Here is an 18,194-nt window from a genome sequence, read left to right as displayed (position 1 = left end):
TCTTAACTAAACAGCTTGGTTCCATCTGAATCAATTGTGATAGTTGAACCTTCGCTTATGTCTCCTGCAAGTATGATTTTAGCTGCCATAGTCTCCACATTTTTCTGAATATATCTGCGAAGAGGACGAGCGCCATATACAGGGTCGTAGCCCTGATCAATGACGAACTGCTTTGCTGCTGGAGTAAGTTCGATTTTTAGCTGTCTGTCTTCAAGTCTACCATTCAACTCAGCCATAATCAAATCTACAATTCCGCCGATGTTGCTCTTTGTAAGTGGCTTAAACATGATGATTTCGTCCAGTCGATTTAAAAACTCTGGTCTAAATGAATTTCTCAAATCATTCATTACCAAATCATTTGTCGCTTGGGTGATTTCACCAGTATTTTCATCGATGCCCTCAAGCAAATACTGAGAACCGATGTTGCTGGTTAAAATAATAATTGTATTTTTGAAATCAACTGTACGGCCTTGTGAATCGGTGATTCGGCCATCATCAAGTACCTGCAATAAAACATTGAATACATCTGGATGTGCTTTTTCTACTTCATCAAAAAGCACTACCGAATATGGCTTACGGCGAACTGCCTCAGTAAGCTGACCGCCCTCGTCATATCCTACATATCCTGGAGGTGCTCCTATAAGTCTGCTGACGCTAAACTTTTCCATGTACTCCGACATATCAAGACGAACCATAGCGTTTTCATCGTCAAATAGTGCCTGAGCTAATGTCTTTGCAAGCTCTGTTTTACCAACACCTGTAGGACCAAGGAAAAGGAATGATCCAATTGGCTTGCTTGGGTCCTTTATTCCTGCCTTTGAACGAATTATAGCTTCTGACACAAGCTTTACAGCCTCATCCTGTCCCATAACTCGTTTGTGCAATTTCTCATCAAGATGAAGAGTCTTGCTGCGCTCTGTTTCATTAAGCTTTGCTACAGGAATGCCTGTCCATCTTGAAATAATTCTTGCAATTTCTTCCTCTGAAACATTTTCATGAACCAAGCCTGTATCTCTAGCTTTAAGCTTTTCTTCTGCTTCTGCAAGTCTTGCCTCAAGCTCTGGAAGTTTACCATATTGAAGCTTTGCAGCCTCTTCCAAATCATATTTTTGCTGTGCAACCTTTATCTGGCCCTGCACATCATCAAGCTCTTCTTTGATTTTAGCTACATCCTCAACAAGCTTTTTCTCGTTGTCCCATGCAGCCTTCTTTGTGTTGTATTCATCACGAAGCTCTGACAATTCTTTTTGTAAATCAGCAAGTCTATCTTGTGATAATCTGTCTGTTTCTTTCTTAAGAGCAGCCTCCTCGATTTCCAACTGCATTACCCTTCGATTCATCTCATCCATTTCAGCTGGCATGGAATCTAGCTCTGTCTTAATAAGTGCACAAGCCTCATCCACAAGGTCGATAGCCTTATCTGGAAGGAATCTATCGGAAATGTATCTGTTAGAAAGTGTTGCTGCGCTAACTAATGCACCATCGGTAATCTTTACTCCATGGAATACTTCGTAGCGTTCCTTAAGTCCTCTAAGAATAGAGATTGTGTCTTCAACTGTTGGCTCGTCAACCATTACAGGCTGGAAACGTCTTTCAAGAGCAGCATCTTTTTCAATGTACTCACGGTATTCATCAAGGGTTGTGGCACCGATACAATGAAGCTCGCCACGAGCAAGCATTGGCTTAAGCATGTTTCCTGCATCAAGACCACCATTGCCATTTTTACCAGCGCCAATAATTGTATGAAGCTCATCTATGAAAAGAATGATTTCTCCATCAGAGTTTTTAATCTCATCAAGAACAGCTTTCAACCTTTCCTCAAACTCACCCTGGTATTTGGCACCTGCAATCATTGAGCCAATCTCAAGTGAAAAAACCTTTTTATTCTTAAGTGCTTCAGGCACATCGCCTCTAACAATACGCTGAGCCAAGCCCTCTACAACTGCTGTCTTACCAACACCAGGCTCGCCAATAAGAACTGGATTATTCTTTGTCTTACGGCTAAGAATTCTGATGACATTTCTGATTTCTTCATCACGGCCGATTACAGGATCAAGCTTATTATCTCTAGCTCTTTCTACCAAATCGTATCCATATTTTTCAAGTGTGTCATAGGTTGCTTCTGGATTATCCGTATTTACGGTTTGGTTTCCTCTGACAGTTGCAAGCACTGCAAGGAATGAATCCCTTGTAATATTGAATGCCTTGAAAATATTCTTGATAGGTGTGCTTGGCTTTTTAATCATAGCAAGCATCAAATGCTCAACTGAGACGTAGCTATCACGCATTGATTTAGCTTCGTCCTCAGCATAAGTAAGAACATAATTGAGATGCTGACCTACTCTAAGGTCTCCACCCTGCACCTTTACTCTGGCTTGAAGTGCTGCATCTACAGCATTTTTGAATTGTTCCACATCTATGTCCATCTTGCTAATCAATGATGGAATCAATCCATTTTCCTGGCGTAGCAGCGCCATCAGCAAATGCTCCTGCTCTATCTCCTGATTGCCATAATCCATGGCTATTTTTTCGCATGCATTAATTGCTTCGATTGATTTTTGTGTAAATTTTTGGATGTTCATAATCTCACCTCCACCCGTTATTTATCTTGTAATTATGTTCTAACACAAAAATTAGCACTCGACAAGTCCGAGTGCTAATAATTAATAATTATTTTAGATTTCTTTAGTTTTGTCTATCAAAAGCATTTAGATTGTAATGGATTGAATACATATCTTCTAACCCTTCCACGTCAACAAGACCGCTAATCAGAAGATTGTCGAAAGACTGATATGTACGATGAAGACGATAATCTTCGTAACACATGTAAGCAAAGGCCTCCATCAATGTAGCATTAGGCTTGTAGATAGAATATATATCTATGATATCCGGATTCAGCAAATAAGTTTTTGTACTGATGGAATATGAACGAACTGCAACAATTGGCCTTTCTTTTGTACTGCTTTCATGGAAATATGCAGTCAGTTTATATGCATCAATATTGGCTCCACCGACTACACAGCTACCTAATTCTTCATATACTGGTGGCTGAGGATCAAAATCGTATTGATTTATATTGCTAAGTTCTATAGCACTAGCCAGCTTTTGCAGCTCGTTAAATAAAGTCATATTGCCAATAGTGATGGCTGTATGCTTTGCATAGTCTGTCAAAGATACAAAATCATATTTTTCATTTTCATTAAAGCCTGTTGGCTTAACTGCATCGATAGCAGCATCACTAAAATAATAATCTGGGTAATTGTCTCGAATGTAAGTAAGAAAAGTTTTGAAGTCAGAGAAAGTACAGCGATGTAGGTCAATGTTTTCGATTTCGTCCCGTGTAACTCGCCGGACTTGCTCCTCATCGCTATTAGCTTCAATATGATAATTTAAATGCGTCCTGAATAAAACATCTGTTGTTTCCATAATTATAATCTCCCCTTTTAAAGCATAATAGCACATATAGTGCCATCTGTATATACCCCTACAAAATGTTGTAAGAACTTTATTAAATTATACTAAAATTAAATATTGGGGTTTATACAAGTTTAATATGTTTTAATGTTTAATGTAAGTAAGGCTAGGTCACATCATATGTGGCAAAGCCTCTGGTCAGCATTGGGGGGCTACTGCCTAGGATGAAAAATAAGAAATAGGCAGTAGCTTTTGAGGTCAGTGTGGCGTAACTAGACCACATATGCTAGTGCTGAGTTGATTAGTCTTTGGCTTGCGAAAGTGTTTTTCTTTGAACTGCCTCAAAACAGTAAAAAGACTACTATCTAATCTAGAAAATCTATTTTAGATAGTAGCCTTTTAGAGCTTTTGATAAAGTTACGCCACATTGAATGATTTGAGCTTGAGTTAAACAAGTTATCCTTCAATAGCTATGTATTTTGTTTCATCTTTCTGAGGAATTTCTTCCTTCTTAGGAACGCTTAAAGTAAGAACTCCATCCTTGAATGCTGCATGAATATCTTCCTGTGTGATGTTATCACCTACATAGAAGCTTCTGCTGCAAGAGCCAGTGTAGCGCTCACGGCGGATGTAGTTGCCATCATCGTCCTGACTGTCGTTGTTCTGATTTGTTTCAGCTTTGATTGTAAGATATCCATCTTTCAACTCAGCTTTGATATCTTCCTTGGAGAATCCTGGAAGATTCATATCTACTTGATAACCGTTTTCGGTTTCTTTTACATCTGTAGTCATCATTCTTGAGAAGTCATTGTCGAAATTTCTTCCAAATCCTGTGACACGTGGTACTCCAAAGAAATCATCCATAAAATCATTTGATAAAATACTAGGCATTAACATAATACTTACCTCCTTTTATTTACGGGCTTCTTTGAGCCTGATTGTTAATGTGGTTAAAGAAGAACTTCTTTTGTTCCTCTTTGTGATTATGTTATAAACCTAAAATTAGCACTCGTCAAGTGCGAGTGCTAATAATTTATAATTATTTAATATTTTGTTTATAATTTATCTGACATTTCTAATGCCTTAAGAAAAAAATCCTTAGTGTGGCATAACTTTTTAAGAGACTACTGCCTAAACTAGATTTTGCTAGATTAGGCAGTAGCCTTTTTGGTATTTCAGGACAGATACGATCGAAATACTTTTGTATGCTAAAAACTAATCAACTTAGCAATAAGAATGTCGTCTAGTTACGCCACACTGCCCTTGAAAACTACTGCCTATTTCTTATTTTTTATTCTAGGCAGTAGCCCCCAGTGATGACTTGTGGCTTCGCCACAGTCCAAGTTTTTCAAACCTGCTTGACTAACATTTATCTGCCAAAAGTTATGAAGTCAAGGGAGCGTAGCTCCGAAGGCTTGCCCTTGACTGAAATAACTTGGCAGATATGATGTGTCTAGCAGTTTGAAACATAAAAGAGACCAGACGCAAGTCTGGTCTCGCATTATACAATTTGCAACTACATTTAATTGCTATTTAATTCCTACAAATTCGTAGCCTGCGGCTTCTACTGCAGCCTTAAGATCTGCCTCAGCAACATCTGCTGATGTCTTAAGTGTAACAAGGTTTGCCTCGTGGTTTGCTGTAGCCTCGTCTACTCCGTTGATTTTCTCAAGTGCTTCCTTTACATGTGCTTCGCAGTGAGCGCACATCATTCCATTAACTGTAATTTCCATTGTTGATTTGTCCTCCTTTATTTCTCCAGCTTTTGAATGCTGGCTGTTTACTAATAATTTTTCATGGCCAACTGAGTTCTTTAATGCCTTGTCTCTAGTGTGGTCGTGCATTTTAAATAGATTTAAACGCAATGCATTTGTTACAACGCAGAAGCTTGATAAGCTCATAGCTGCTGCACCAAACATTGGATTCAGAGTCCAGCCGAATGCATGTATATATGCGCCTGCTGCAAGTGGTATTCCAATAACATTGTAGAAGAATGCCCAGAATAGATTCTCGTGAATATTTGTTAAAGTCGCGCGGCTAAGTCTGATTGCTGCTGCAACATCAGAAAGTCTGCTCTTCATAAGAACTACATCTGCCGCATCGATAGCAACATCTGTACCTGCACCAATGGCAATTCCCATATCTGCACGAGTAAGTGCCGGTGCATCATTGATTCCATCTCCTACCATGGCAACCTTGCCATACTGCTGCAATGCTCGGATTACTTCCTCTTTACCATCTGGCTTCACTCCTGCAACAACTTCATCCACACCTGCCTCAGCTGCAATAGCTGCTGCAGTCTTTTCATTGTCACCAGTAAGCATTACCACGTGGATGCCAAGATTCTTAAGATGTGCGATAGCCTCTGGCGAATCTTCCTTTATAACATCTGCAACTGATATGATTCCAAGATACTTGCCATTCTTGGCAAAGAATAATGGAGTCTCGCCCTTTTCAGCTAATCTATCTGCAAGCTCTACTATTTCAGAACCAACATTAGCATGCTGCTTGATAAGCTCTAGGTTACCTCCATAGACTTCCTCTCCATCCAAAATAGCTGTGATCCCATTTCCAGATAGAACCTTAAAGTCTGTAACCTCAGCTGGCTCCATGCCATTTTCCAGGCCATTTTCTACAATGGCTTTAGCTAGCGGATGCTCTGATTTATTTTCTACTGCGAAGGCTACTCGAAGAAGATCTACATCATCCACATCCTCGGCTTCAAAGATACCAACCACCTTTGGTTCACCTTTTGTGATTGTACCTGTTTTATCAAGGGCGACAATCTGCACCTTTCCTGTTTCTTCCAAAGAAACAGCTGTCTTGAACATGATGCCATTCTTGGCACCCATGCCATTTCCTACCATAATGGCAACCGGCGTAGCAAGACCAAGAGCACATGGGCAGCTGATTACAAGAACAGAAATCGCTCTTGCCAACGCATAGCCCACAGGCTGTCCAACAAGCATCCACACTATAAATGTGATTATCGCAATTACGATAACTGTTGGAACAAATACTCCCGAAACCTTGTCCGCGATTTTAGCAATTGGAGCCTTTGTAGCTGCCGCATCACTAACCATCTGAATAATCTGAGAAAGGGTTGTGTCCTTTCCAACTCTTGTGGCTTCGCATACCATATATCCGCTTTCATTGCTTGTAGCTGCTGAAACTGAATCACCAACCGACTTATCTACAGGAATGCTTTCACCTGTAAGGGCAGATTCATTTACTGCACTGCTACCATCCACAACAATTCCATCCACCGGAATATTGTCCCCAGGCTTTACAACAAATCTGTCACCGATTTTGACCTGCTCAATAGGGACTTCTGTTTCCACTCCATCCTTTAATACAACTGCAGTCTTAGCTGCAAGCTTCATCAAATCCTTCAGGGCATTGGTTGTTCTTCCCTTTGAAATAGATTCCAGTAACTTGCCAACTGTAATCAGTGTAAGAATCATAGCCGCTGATTCGAAATAGAACTCCATCATATATTCCATGACTTTGTCCATATCACCAGCAACCATAGCTGATGTCATTGCAAATAAAGCAAATACACTGTAGCCAAATGATGCTGTTGCACCAAGGGCCACAAGAGTGTCCATATTAGGTGCGCCATGAATGAGCCCTCTAAATCCGCTGACAAAAAACTTTTGATTGATAATCATAATCGCGATTGTAAGAAGCATTTCGTACAATCCCATGGCAATATGATTTCCATCCAAAAAACCTGGCAGTGGCCAATCCCAAAGCATGTGCCCCATCGACACATACATAAGAGGAATCAGTAGTATCACTGAAGCGATCAGCCTATTTCTAATCTTTGGAGTCTCTGTGTCAGCAAGCTCATTATCATAATTTGGCACTGAAGCATTTGCTCCTGCAGAACCATCTGCCTTTAAGCTGGCACCATAGCCCGCATTCTCGATAGCCTTTATGATTTCAGCAGAGTCTGCATTTCCCTCAACTCCCATTGAATTCGTTAGAAGGCTAACTGCACAACTGTCCACGCCAGGAACTGCGGATACAGCTTTTTCCACCCTAGCCTGACATGCCGCGCAGCTCATGCCTGTCACATTATATTGTTCCATATAACACCATCCTTATTTCATTAGTTTTTGAAGAACCGTTACAAGCTCGTCTACCACCTCTTCATCACCATTGCGGATGTTGTCTGCAACGCATGTCTTTACATGATTTGCAAGCAGCACCTTGTTGAAGCTGTTAAGAGCTGATGTGATGGCAGAAACCTGCATGAGAATATCTGTGCAATATGCATCCTTCTCAAGCATACTTTCCACCCCGCGAACCTGTCCCTCAATTCTTTTCAGGCGATTCATCAAATCCTTAAATTCTTTATCCTCGCGACTTTTGTGCTTGCCAGAGCAGCAGCATTCGCAAGTTTCCTCTATTAATTCTTCCTTATTTCCCATATTTAACTCCTTTTGTATACCCCCAAGGGGTATCCCCTTCGTTAAGACGATAATATACCCCCATAGGGTATTTGTCAACAATTAAATTTTATACAATGAAAAAGGACCACATCACCTACTGGCAATGCGGTCCCAAAATTATATTTATTTAGTTCTGTCCGTAATAAGCATTTGCTCCGTGCTTACGGTTGAAGTGCTTATCTCTGATGCAATCTGGAGCTGGCTCAACCTTTGGGTTAACCTGCTCTGTGAAGAGTGCCATCTTTGCAACCTCTTCAAGTACTACTGCGTTGTATACTGCCTGGTCTGCATCCTTGCCCCATGTGAATGGGCCATGGTTCTTGCAGATAACGCCTGGCACGTACTTTGTGTTAACGCCACGCTCTTCGAATGTTTCGATGATTACTTTTCCTGTGTTTACTTCGTATGCCTCATCGATTTCTTCTGGAGTAAGGTTTCTTGTACATGGAATAGGACCGCAGAAATAATCTGCATGAGTTGTTCCATATAAAGGAATGTCTCTTCCTGCCTGAGCCCAAGCTACTGCGTATGTAGAATGTGTATGAACCACACCACCGATGTTTTCATACTTTTTATAAAGCTCAACATGTGTAGCAGTATCTGAACTAGGCTTATATTTGCCTTCTACTACCTCACCATTAAGGTTTACAAGTACCATATCCTCTGGCTTAAGCTCGTCGTATTCTACACCTGATGGCTTAATTGCAAATATTCCTGACTCTCTGTCGATTCCAGAAACATTGCCCCAAGTATATGTAACAAGCCCGCGTTTTGGCAACTCCATATTAGCCTCATAAACCTGCTTTTTTAATTCTTCTAACATTATCTCCATTCCTCCACTGCACATGCCTCAGCCTTAAGTGCCTTGCGGTAGTCAACCATCCACTCATCGTAACCCTTTACCATATCAGCATCTGGCTCCATTGTTGTAGATTCCTGACCTGCAAATACGTTTTCATCAAGGTAATCCTGTAACTTCTTGCTCTTGTCTTCGCGAAGAAGATAATTTGCAAGAACAGCCATACCCCAGGCACCACCTTCGCCTGCTGTAGCCATTACAGTGATAGGTGCGTTGAGTGCTGCTGCAAGAACAGACTGGCCAACACCCTTTGTCTTGAAGAATCCGCCATGGCCTGTAATAGACTTGATAGGCACATGCTCTTCCTTAAGAAGAATATCATTACCAATCTTTAATACGCCAAGTGCTCCGTAAAGATTTGAGCGCATGAAGTTTGCAAGACTAAACTTGGCATCTGGCTGTCTTACTACCATTGGACGACCTTCGTTTACATTAACAACAGGCTCGCCACCAAAATAGTTGAATGAAACAACACCACCGCAGTTTGCATCTTCTGTAAGAGCCTTGCGATAAAGTGTTCCATAAATATCGTTCATTGAAACATCCATTCCAAATGCATCTGCGAACTCTTTGAAGATTCCAACCCACGCATTTAAATCGGATGTACAGTTGTTGCAGTGAACCATTGCAACTGCCTCTCCAGTAGGAGTTGTAACCATATCAATTTCCTCATATGGCTTTGATAATGGCTTGTCCAAAACTACCATAGAGAATACTGATGTACCAGCAGATACATTTCCTGTGCCTGCTGAAACTGCATTTGTTGCAACCATACCTGTGCCTGCATCACCTTCTGGTGGAGCAAGTGGGCAGCCTGGCTCAAGCTCTCCTGTTGGATCAAGGAGCTTTGCACCTTCTTCTGTAAGTGTTCCTGCATCATCACCTGCCACAAGAACAGCTGGCATTAAATCTTCTACCTTTGTTGTAACACCATGAGCAGCTGCAAGCTTGTTGAACTTTTCAAGCATTGCTGTGTCGTACTGGCATGTTTTTGAATCGATAGGGAACATACCAGATGCTTCACCAACACCTGCTACCTTCTTGCCTGTCATCTTGAAATGAACGTAGCAAGCAAGTGTCATGAAGTATGCAACATCTTTTACATGTGGCTCCTTGTTAAGGATGCACTGATAATAATGTGAAATACTCCAGCGCTGAGGCATGTTGAAGTTGAGCTCTTTGCTAAGCTCTGCTGCAGCCTCTCCTGTGATAGTATTTCTCCATGTTCTAAATGGAACCAAAAGATTATTATTCTTATCAAATGCAAGATAGCCATGCATCATAGCGGAAAATCCGATGGCACCAATCTTTGTAAGCTTAACATCATATTTGTCGTTTACATCTTTTTTAAGCTTTGCATAGCAATCCTGAAGTCCAGCCCACACTTCATCAAGAGGATATGTCCAGATACCATTATCTAAATGGTTCTCCCATTCATGATCCCCCTGAGCCAAAACCTTATTCTCCTCATCAACGAGTACGGCTTTGATTCTTGTCGAGCCAAACTCAATACCAAGGGCTGTCTTCTTGCCCTCAGCGATTATCTCATTAATATTCATGTATAAATTCCCCCAATACCGTAATAATAGATTATTACATCCCAGTACAAATAGCCTGTAATTCACAAGCTCTACTATTTCTCAAGCGAGATATTCCATCGAGCGGAGAAATCAGTAGGCTTGTGGATGTAACAGGCGAGAGATTACTCTCCGAATACTGCAATGTAATCCTTCTGGAATTTCTCGATGCCAGCAGTTGTAAGTGGATGATTAATCATCTGCTCGATAACATGGTATGGTACTGTTGCGATGTGAGCACCTGCAAGAGCGCAGTCTGTAACGTGAATTGGGTTACGAACTGATGCAGCGATGATTTCTGTGTCATATCCATAGATATCAAAGATTTCTGCGATGTCGCGGATAAGGTCGATACCTGGCATGTTGATATCATCCAATCTTCCAAGGAATGGAGATACATAAGAAGCACCTGCATTAGCTGCAAGAATTGCCTGGTTTGCAGAAAAGATTAATGTAACGTTTGTCTTGATGCCCTCAGCTGAAAGAACCTTTACAGCCTTAAGTCCTTCTGCAGTCATAGGAATCTTTACTACCATGTTTGGATGCATTGCTGCAATCTCACGGCCCTCTTTAATCATACCTTCTGCATCAACAGTTGTTGCCTTTACCTCGCCTGAGATAGGTCCATCTACGATAGATGCGATTTCCTTAAGGATTTCTTCTTGGCTACGTCCACCTTCCTTAGCAATCAAAGATGGGTTTGTAGTAACTCCACAGATTACTCCAAGATCGTTAGCCTTCTTAATGTCCTCAATTTTTCCAGTGTCAACAAATAACTTCATTTTATTTCTCCTTCTTTCTGTGCTGGCAATTTTGCCAATTTCTTCTAGTTTTTAACTACTAAAAGTTTAATGCTTTTAACCTTTGCCTTCAATCAAATTTATGACTTTCTAATGGCAATTTATTTACCGTATACAAGATTTCCAAGTGCAAGATCACGCTTGAAATCACGAATCTTTGTATCCTTATCAATGTATACTGCTTCGATTCCCATTGCTGCAGCCCAGTCGCCCATCTGCTCTGCTGTCAAATCATAAGAGAATGCTGTATGGTGTGCACCACCTGCAAGTAACCAAGCCTCTGTACCTGTGTAGAAATCTGGCTGTGGTGTCCAGAAGTTGATAGCTGTTGGAAGCTTTGGAAGTGGCTTTTCAACCTTCTTACAATCAACATCCTGAATGATAAGACGGAATCTATTTCCAAGGTCGATAAGAGATGTAGCAATACCCTTGCCTTCCTTTGACTGGAATACAAGACGTGCTGGATCTTCTCTGTCGCCCATTGAAAGAGGCTGTACCTTAATCTGAATAGGACCATCAGCAAGTGTTGGACAAACCTCAAGCATGTGAGCCTGGATAATACCTTCCTTACCCTTTACAAGGTTGTATGTGTAATCCTCAAGCATTGAAGTACCCTTAGCATCCTTCATGCCTGTTGTCATAATCTTCATAAGGCGAACCATTGCAGCAACCTTCCAGTCACCTTCAGCGCCAAAGCCATATCCTTTTTCCATAAGTCTCTGGATTGCAAGACCTGGAAGCTGCTGAAGTGCACCAAGATCACCAAAGTGAGTTACGATTGCCTGATAGTTCTTCTCCTCAAGGAATCTTTCAAAACCAAGTTCAATCTGTGCCTGAACAGCAACATGCTTTTTGAATTCCTCTGGGTCTCTACCTTCAAGGCAGATATCATATTTGCTGTAATACTCATCAACAAGAGCATTTGTATCAGACTGAGAAACAGCTGCAACTGCCTCTGCAATTTCATTTACAGGATAAGCATCAACTTCCCATCCGAACTTAAGCTGAGCTTCTACCTTATCACCTTCTGTTACAGCAACATTTCTCATGTTGTCAGCTACTCTCATTACACGAATGTGGCTAGACTCAACAACACCAACTGCTGTACGCATCCAAGAAGCAAGCTTTTCCTGAACCTCAGCATCCTGCCAATATCCAACAATTGTCTTTCTCTCAATACCCATTCTTGAAAGGATGTGAGCGTACTCTCTATCTCCGTGAGCTGCCTGATTCTCATTCATGAAATCCATGTCCATTGTTTCGTATGGAATCTCACGATTATACTGTGTATGAAGATGGCAAAGTGGCTTTCTGAATTCCTGATGTCCAAGTATCCAAGACTTTGCTGGTGAGAATGTATGCATCCATGTGATTACACCTGCACATGTTGGATCATTGTTTGCCTCATTAAATGTACGTCTGATTACCTCGTTTGTAATCATTGTAGGTTTCCATACTACCTCAAAAGGAAGACGTCCCGACTTGTTTAATGTCTCAACAATCTCCTTTGAGTGTGCTGCAACGTGCTCTAAGCACTCGTCTCCATATAAATCCTGAGAACCTGTGCAGAACCAAAACTTGTAGTTAAGCTGTGTTTTCATAAGATTTACCCTCCTCCTAAATCGTTTACCTTATATAAATAAAATACAACTTGTCCAACAATTGGCACAAGTTGTATTTCTTTAATTAAAAATATTATATTTTAGCCATTTATAAGGAGTGTACAAGTTGCATTACTACTGTACAAGTTCTGCCTTTTCTCCACTTCTTTCAATTTCAAGGCTCCAATACATGCTTTTAAACTCTGTAGGAGTGCATCCTTTTTGTAGCTTAAACATTCTAATGAAAGAAGAAATCGACATGAATCCGCAGTTAAGTGCTACATCAGTAACAGAATTTCCCGGTTCAATCAAAAGCTCTGACGCCTTAGCAATACGCTTTTGATTTACGTATTTATAGAAGCTGGTACCTGTAAACTGCTTGAACAGTCTTTCAAAATAGAATTTACTAAAGCCGCTCATATCCGCAACCTCATCCAGCTTCAGATCTTCTGAGCAATGGTTATCTATATAGTCACAGATTTCCACAAACTTGTTGGCATAATCCTCTTTTGACGAAACACTGTAATCGTTTGTCTTAGTAGTTTTGCTAGAATAGTTTTGTCCGATAAGCTTAAACATTTCCAAAATCTTACTATATATACTAAGTTCCGAAAAAGATGTCCCCGCCATGTACTCCTCTTTTATTTCTATCAGCATCTTTACAAGCTGCTCATGAATGCTTGGATATTCCTCCGGAGTGATGATTGCATATGGTGACATAAATGAGATTAAAACCTCGAATTCTCTAAGGAATCTCAGGTATGTAGTGTTTGGTTGAAAGATGATTCTACGACCAGTTTCAGGTGCCTTTATGGCGTGTACACAACCTGGACAAATAATACAGATATCCTTCTCCCTCAAATACACCTCTGAATTTGAAAACTGCATTGTATATCCATTTTCCACTGGCATTACTATTTCAATAGCAGGATGCCAATGCTTTGGATAATCCTCATATTCTCTATTGTCATAAAGCTTAAGTGTGGTGCTTTGCTTATAATGGACGGTTTCAAATATGCCATCTAATGTCTCGATCATTGTAAATTCCCCCTATAGCAACAATTAGCAATAATTCTTGTTTTCAATTTTTGCTCTAATTGTCAAAAAAATCAAGACATTTTTTATTGAATTCAATTTATATTTCTCTGTTTTTGTGCATAATGCACATTTCTACCAAGTCTCATTCATAAACCATATACAAATCACCGATAGAGCGCCGTACCACTATAGCAAGATTTGATAATCAAGAAACAACAATTTATAAGAATGTGAATAATCTGTGTGCTACATTTAGGTTAACAACAACGAAGCAGTTTATTTGGGGTTTTTATAACAAACTGCTATCTAAGAAAAAAAGGAGAAAGGTATGAGAAAAAAATTATTATCAGCAATCTTATCAACAATGATGGTCGCTTCTTTATTTGCAGGTTGCGGCCAATCAGGAAGCTCTAGCTCATCAACATCTGCTGATGGAGTAGAGGAAATCACTTGGATGTTCTGGGATGACTTAAATGCAACTGAGGATCTTATCTCTCTCGGTTACAAAGATGTTATCGACAGATTCAACGCCGACTACGAAGGTCAGTATCACGTAAATGTAGTTACAACAAACCTTGAAGAGTACTACGCAAAGTTAAATGCTCTTGTAGCTGCAGGCGATACACCTGATGTATTCATTGTCAGCCCTGGTCCAAACCTTACCGATTATGTTGAGCCAGGAGTTGCTGCTCCACTTGATGATTATCTTGCACAGGATGGTTGGAAAGATACATTCACAAGCGACGCAGTATTTACACAGCAGACATATGATGGAAAGATTTACGCAGTACCTCTTAACACAGCTGCAGCTTGCTGCTTCTACAACACAGAGATGTTCGAAGATGCTGGTGTAGAAGTTCCTACAAACTGGGATGAAATGCTTACAGCTTGTGACAAGCTTCAGTCAGCTGGTTACACACCAATCACAATCTCAGCTGGTACAGCATGGTGTCTTTCAATGGTAGCTGGTTACCTTTGCGAAGAGGAAGGCGTTGACCTTGCAGCTCTTGCAGATGGTAGTGCTTCTTGGGAAGATGGAAAGCTCGAGTCAGCTGCAACAAAGCTTGTTGAACTTTCTAAGTACTTCCAGCCAACAGCTGCTGGTGATACAAACGATGTAGCTACAGCAAACTTCTACAATGAAGAAGCTGCTATCCTTATTCAGGGTTCATGGGCAATCGCACAGATCAATGGTTCAAACCCAGACTTCGAGTCTAAGTGTGGTGTATTCCAGTTCCCAGGTTGTGACAGATTAATTGCTAAGTCTGATTCACTTGCTATGAGCTCAACAACAGAGCATCCAGAAGCTTGTGCTGCTCTTATGAAGTACTTCACAGACGACACAGCTCAGAAGTACACAGCAGAAGTTGGTGGAAAGATTCCTGTAACAAACGTTGAGTACGATGCATCTAAGGCTCCTGCACAGCTTGCATACGTTATGGATGTATTCTCAAATGCAAAGGGAACATTCGGTTTCTACAACGAGTCAATGCCTACAACTGAGACAGGTTCTCACTTCGATGACACAATGGTTTCTGTATTCCTTGGCGAAATAACCCCTGCTGAGGCAGCTACAGACATGGAAGAATATTACAAGGCAAACTGCAGATAAAAACTAAACTTCTTCTTCATAATCTCATTCTTTTTGGGGCACTTTACTGTGCCCCAATTTTAAAAAAGAAACCAATTCAGACTAACTAATTAATAAGGATATTGTTATGGATAAACTATTAAGAAATAAAAAAGCCATATTCATATTTATGGCGCCAGCATTTATACTTTTTACATTTGTTCTATTTATACCTATTTGTCAGTCAATCTATTATTCATTCTGTGACTACAATGCACTCACTCCTCCTAAATTCATAGGACTTGAGAATTATAAAAACCTTTTACAAGATAAGACTTTAGTAATCGCATTAAAGAACTCATTATTCTTTCTTATCTTCTCTTGTGTAACACAGCTTATTATGGGTCTGTTTCTTGCAGCCCTTCTCACTAATATAGACAAAGGAAGAAACGTTTTTAAAAATATCATTTATTTACCATGCGTTCTTTCTTCTGCAGCATTAGGACTTTTGTGGATGTTCATCTTCAGTCCTAAGCTTGGTATCAACCAATTACTTGCAAAGCTTGGTATCGAAGGCCCTCTGTGGCTCATGGATATAAACGGATTCATAATCCTTCCTATGTGGGTAATCGCTTTCGTAGCCCTTTGGCAATATGTTGGTCAGTCTATGATGCTTTACATGGCCCAGATATCAGGCATTAGTAAGTCTCTTTACGAGGCTAGTTACATTGACGGATGCAACAAGGTCAAAAGTTTTCGTTACATCACACTCCCCCTCATCAGACCTATGGTTGCAACCGCAATGTCACTTAATGCTATTGGTTCATTAAAGTTCTTTGATTTGATTTTCAACATGACTGAAGGTGGACCAAACCACAAAACTGAAGTTCTTGCTACACATCTTTATCAGCAAGGCTTTAAATACTTTAAATACGGTTATGCAAGTGCCATCGGTGTACTCTTACTAATCCTGTGTCTGCTTGTAACAGCTTTCATTAATAAAGTTGTAAAAACCGAGCAGTACGAAATGTAATAGGAGGGTTTAGTAATGAAAAAAATATCAATTCCTAAAATTATTATTTATATATTTTTAGTACTCATGGCTGTGCTTTATCTTGCACCACTTCTTTGGGTATTTAACGTATCTTTTAAAACAAATGCAGAAATATTTACAGCACCATTTGCTTTGCCACAGGCTCCTACCTTTGAAAACTTTACATTTGCCTGGACAGCTGGAAAGCTTGGCATTGCCACATTAAACTCTTTCCTTGTCTGTGTAATCACACTTGCTTTAAGCATGATTATCGGCTCAATGGCTGCTTTTGGAATCGCTAGACTCCGCTGGAAATTTGCAAAGCTTTCACTTACTTATTTCCTTCTTGGAATGATGATTCCTGTTCACTGTGTAATGATTCCTTTATTCACTCGTTTTGCTAAGGTTCATCTCACAAACAGCTTAATCGGATTGGTACTGCCATACTTAACATTTGCACTTCCTGTTACCATATTCATCATGGTAGGCTTCTTCGAAGGTATGCCAAATGAGCTTATTGAAAGTGCTTGTATTGATGGTGCTACCATTTACCAGATTTTCTTTAGAGTATGTCTTCCACTTGGAAAGACAGGTTTATTTGTAACAGGTCTTATGACTTTCATTGCAAACTGGAACGAACTTCTTTTAGCAATGGTATTTATATCAGATGATTTGAAGAAAACCCTGCCAGTTTCACTTTCAAAATTCGTAGGACCTTATAACACTAATTATTCCCAGATGTTTGCTGCAATCATTATCGCTATCGTTCCTACAATAATTGTGTACTGTGCATTCTCTAACCAAATTGTTGATGGATTGACCGCTGGTGCAGTTAAGGGTTAAAGGAGACAAAATGAAAAAACAAAACACACCCCTAGTGACACACATTTTTACAGCAGATCCATCTGCACATGTTTTCAACGACAGAATTTACATTTATCCATCCCATGATATTCCTCATGATGGTGAAGATAACGACAACGGTGATGAATATCAGATGCGTGATTATCACATCTTATCAATGGATGACAAAAGCGATGAGGTTATAGATCACGGCGAAGTTCTACACCAAGACCAGATTCCTTGGGTTAAGGAACAGCTTTGGGCACCTGATGTAGTCTACAAAAATGATACTTACTATTTAGTTTTCCCAGCAAGGGATAAGGATGGAATATTTAAACTTGGAATTGCAGAAAGCAAGAATCCAGAAGGCCCATTTACTCCAAGAAAAGAGCCAATTCCAGGAAGCTTTAGCATTGATCCATGTTCTTTCATCGATGACGATGGAAAGGTTTACATCTACTTTGGCGGTCTTTGGGGCGGTCAGCTTGAGAAATACAGAGAAGGCAGCTTTAATCCTAACGGAACAGAGCCTGAGAAAAACGAGCCAGCTGTATGTCCAAAGGTTGCTGTAATGACAGATGATATGGAAGGCTTCGCTTCTACTCCTGCTGATGTTGTAATTCTTGATGAAAATGGAAAGCCACTTTTAGCCGGAGACGAAGACCGTAGATACTTCGAAGGTCCTTGGATGCACAAATACAATGGAAAATACTACTTCTCTTACTCAACTGGAACAACACATACCATTGCATATGCCATCGGAGATAATCCACTTGGACCATTTAAATATGCAGGCAAAATTCTTGAGCCTGTTATCGGTTGGACAACTCACCACTCAATTGTTGAGTATCATGATAAATGGTATCTCTTCTATCATGATTGTGAGTATTCAAAAGGAATCAACCATCGCCGTTGCGTAAAATACTGCGAACTTACCTACAACGCAGACGGCACTATCCAGACAATAACTCCTCAATATAATTAATCAAAAAAGCTCCTAGC

At 40.2% G+C, this 18,194-nt stretch carries 14 protein-coding genes; 4 read left to right on the top strand and 10 right to left on the bottom strand.

Annotated features, from left to right (window positions below):
• Positions 1-2 precede the first annotated feature (2 nt).
• From clpB to BMY66_RS11845, 10 genes are all read right to left on the bottom strand, one after another.
• Complete coding sequence (clpB, locus tag BMY66_RS11890) at positions 3-2,582, bottom strand: ATP-dependent chaperone ClpB (RefSeq protein ID WP_090395320.1); 2,580 nt, start codon at positions 2,580-2,582, stop codon at positions 3-5.
• A gap of 103 nt (positions 2,583-2,685) precedes the next feature.
• Positions 2,686-3,426 carry a hypothetical protein gene (locus BMY66_RS11885; RefSeq protein ID WP_090395319.1) on the bottom strand — a complete coding sequence of 247 codons (741 nt, stop codon included), beginning with the start codon at positions 3,424-3,426 and terminating at the stop codon, positions 2,686-2,688.
• A gap of 444 nt (positions 3,427-3,870) precedes the next feature.
• Entirely contained in the window at positions 3,871-4,311 is a 441-nt protein-coding gene (locus BMY66_RS11880; protein ID WP_090395318.1) for an Hsp20/alpha crystallin family protein, read from the bottom strand.
• 632 nt (positions 4,312-4,943) lie between these two features.
• Positions 4,944-7,508 (bottom strand): heavy metal translocating P-type ATPase, encoded by a 2,565-nt coding sequence (locus tag BMY66_RS11875; RefSeq protein ID WP_090395317.1) that lies wholly within the window; start codon positions 7,506-7,508, stop codon positions 4,944-4,946.
• 12 nt (positions 7,509-7,520) lie between these two features.
• Positions 7,521-7,850: a metal-sensing transcriptional repressor gene (locus tag BMY66_RS11870; protein ID WP_090395316.1), complete on the bottom strand. Its 330-nt coding sequence runs from the start codon at positions 7,848-7,850 to the stop codon at positions 7,521-7,523.
• Between the two features lie 148 nt (positions 7,851-7,998).
• Positions 7,999-8,694: an L-ribulose-5-phosphate 4-epimerase gene (locus tag BMY66_RS11865; protein ID WP_090395315.1), complete on the bottom strand. Its 696-nt coding sequence runs from the start codon at positions 8,692-8,694 to the stop codon at positions 7,999-8,001.
• Positions 8,694-10,289, bottom strand: a complete 1,596-nt coding sequence (locus tag BMY66_RS11860) for a xylulokinase (RefSeq protein WP_090395314.1) — start codon at positions 10,287-10,289, stop codon at positions 8,694-8,696. The genes BMY66_RS11865 and BMY66_RS11860 overlap by 1 nt, the downstream gene beginning before the upstream one ends.
• Before the next feature lie 143 nt (positions 10,290-10,432).
• Positions 10,433-11,089: a fructose-6-phosphate aldolase gene (gene fsa, locus BMY66_RS11855; protein WP_090395313.1), complete on the bottom strand. Its 657-nt coding sequence runs from the start codon at positions 11,087-11,089 to the stop codon at positions 10,433-10,435.
• Between the two features lie 119 nt (positions 11,090-11,208).
• Positions 11,209-12,708, bottom strand: coding sequence for an L-arabinose isomerase (gene araA, locus BMY66_RS11850; protein WP_044935960.1), 1,500 nt, complete (start codon positions 12,706-12,708; stop codon positions 11,209-11,211).
• 135 nt (positions 12,709-12,843) lie between these two features.
• A complete protein-coding gene (locus BMY66_RS11845) occupies positions 12,844-13,746 on the bottom strand; it encodes an AraC family transcriptional regulator (RefSeq protein WP_090395312.1) in 903 nt (300 codons plus the stop codon).
• A 328-nt stretch (positions 13,747-14,074) separates the two neighbouring features.
• Between BMY66_RS11845 and BMY66_RS11840 the strand changes: the two genes are divergently transcribed.
• From BMY66_RS11840 to BMY66_RS11825, 4 genes are all read left to right on the top strand, one after another.
• Complete coding sequence (locus tag BMY66_RS11840; protein ID WP_090395311.1) at positions 14,075-15,358, top strand: ABC transporter substrate-binding protein; 1,284 nt, start codon at positions 14,075-14,077, stop codon at positions 15,356-15,358.
• Positions 15,359-15,464: 106 nt separating this feature from the next.
• On the top strand, positions 15,465-16,349 hold the full coding sequence (locus tag BMY66_RS11835; RefSeq protein ID WP_074790157.1) for a carbohydrate ABC transporter permease: 885 nt from the start codon (positions 15,465-15,467) through the stop codon (positions 16,347-16,349).
• 15 nt (positions 16,350-16,364) lie between these two features.
• The gene (locus tag BMY66_RS11830; protein WP_074790155.1) at positions 16,365-17,192 is read left to right on the top strand and encodes a carbohydrate ABC transporter permease; all 828 of its coding nucleotides are present in this window, start codon (positions 16,365-16,367) and stop codon (positions 17,190-17,192) included.
• A gap of 10 nt (positions 17,193-17,202) precedes the next feature.
• A complete protein-coding gene (locus BMY66_RS11825) occupies positions 17,203-18,177 on the top strand; it encodes a glycoside hydrolase family 43 protein (protein WP_033151569.1) in 975 nt (324 codons plus the stop codon).
• The last annotated feature ends 17 nt before the right edge of the window (positions 18,178-18,194 follow it).

The sequence above is a fragment of the Pseudobutyrivibrio sp. C4 genome (genome assembly GCF_900111635.1).
In the GTDB taxonomy this organism is placed as follows: Bacteria; Bacillota; Clostridia; order Lachnospirales; family Lachnospiraceae; genus Pseudobutyrivibrio; species Pseudobutyrivibrio ruminis.
The sequence above is the reverse complement of the archived record's forward strand: the minus strand, read 5'-3'. Positions and strand labels throughout refer to the sequence as shown.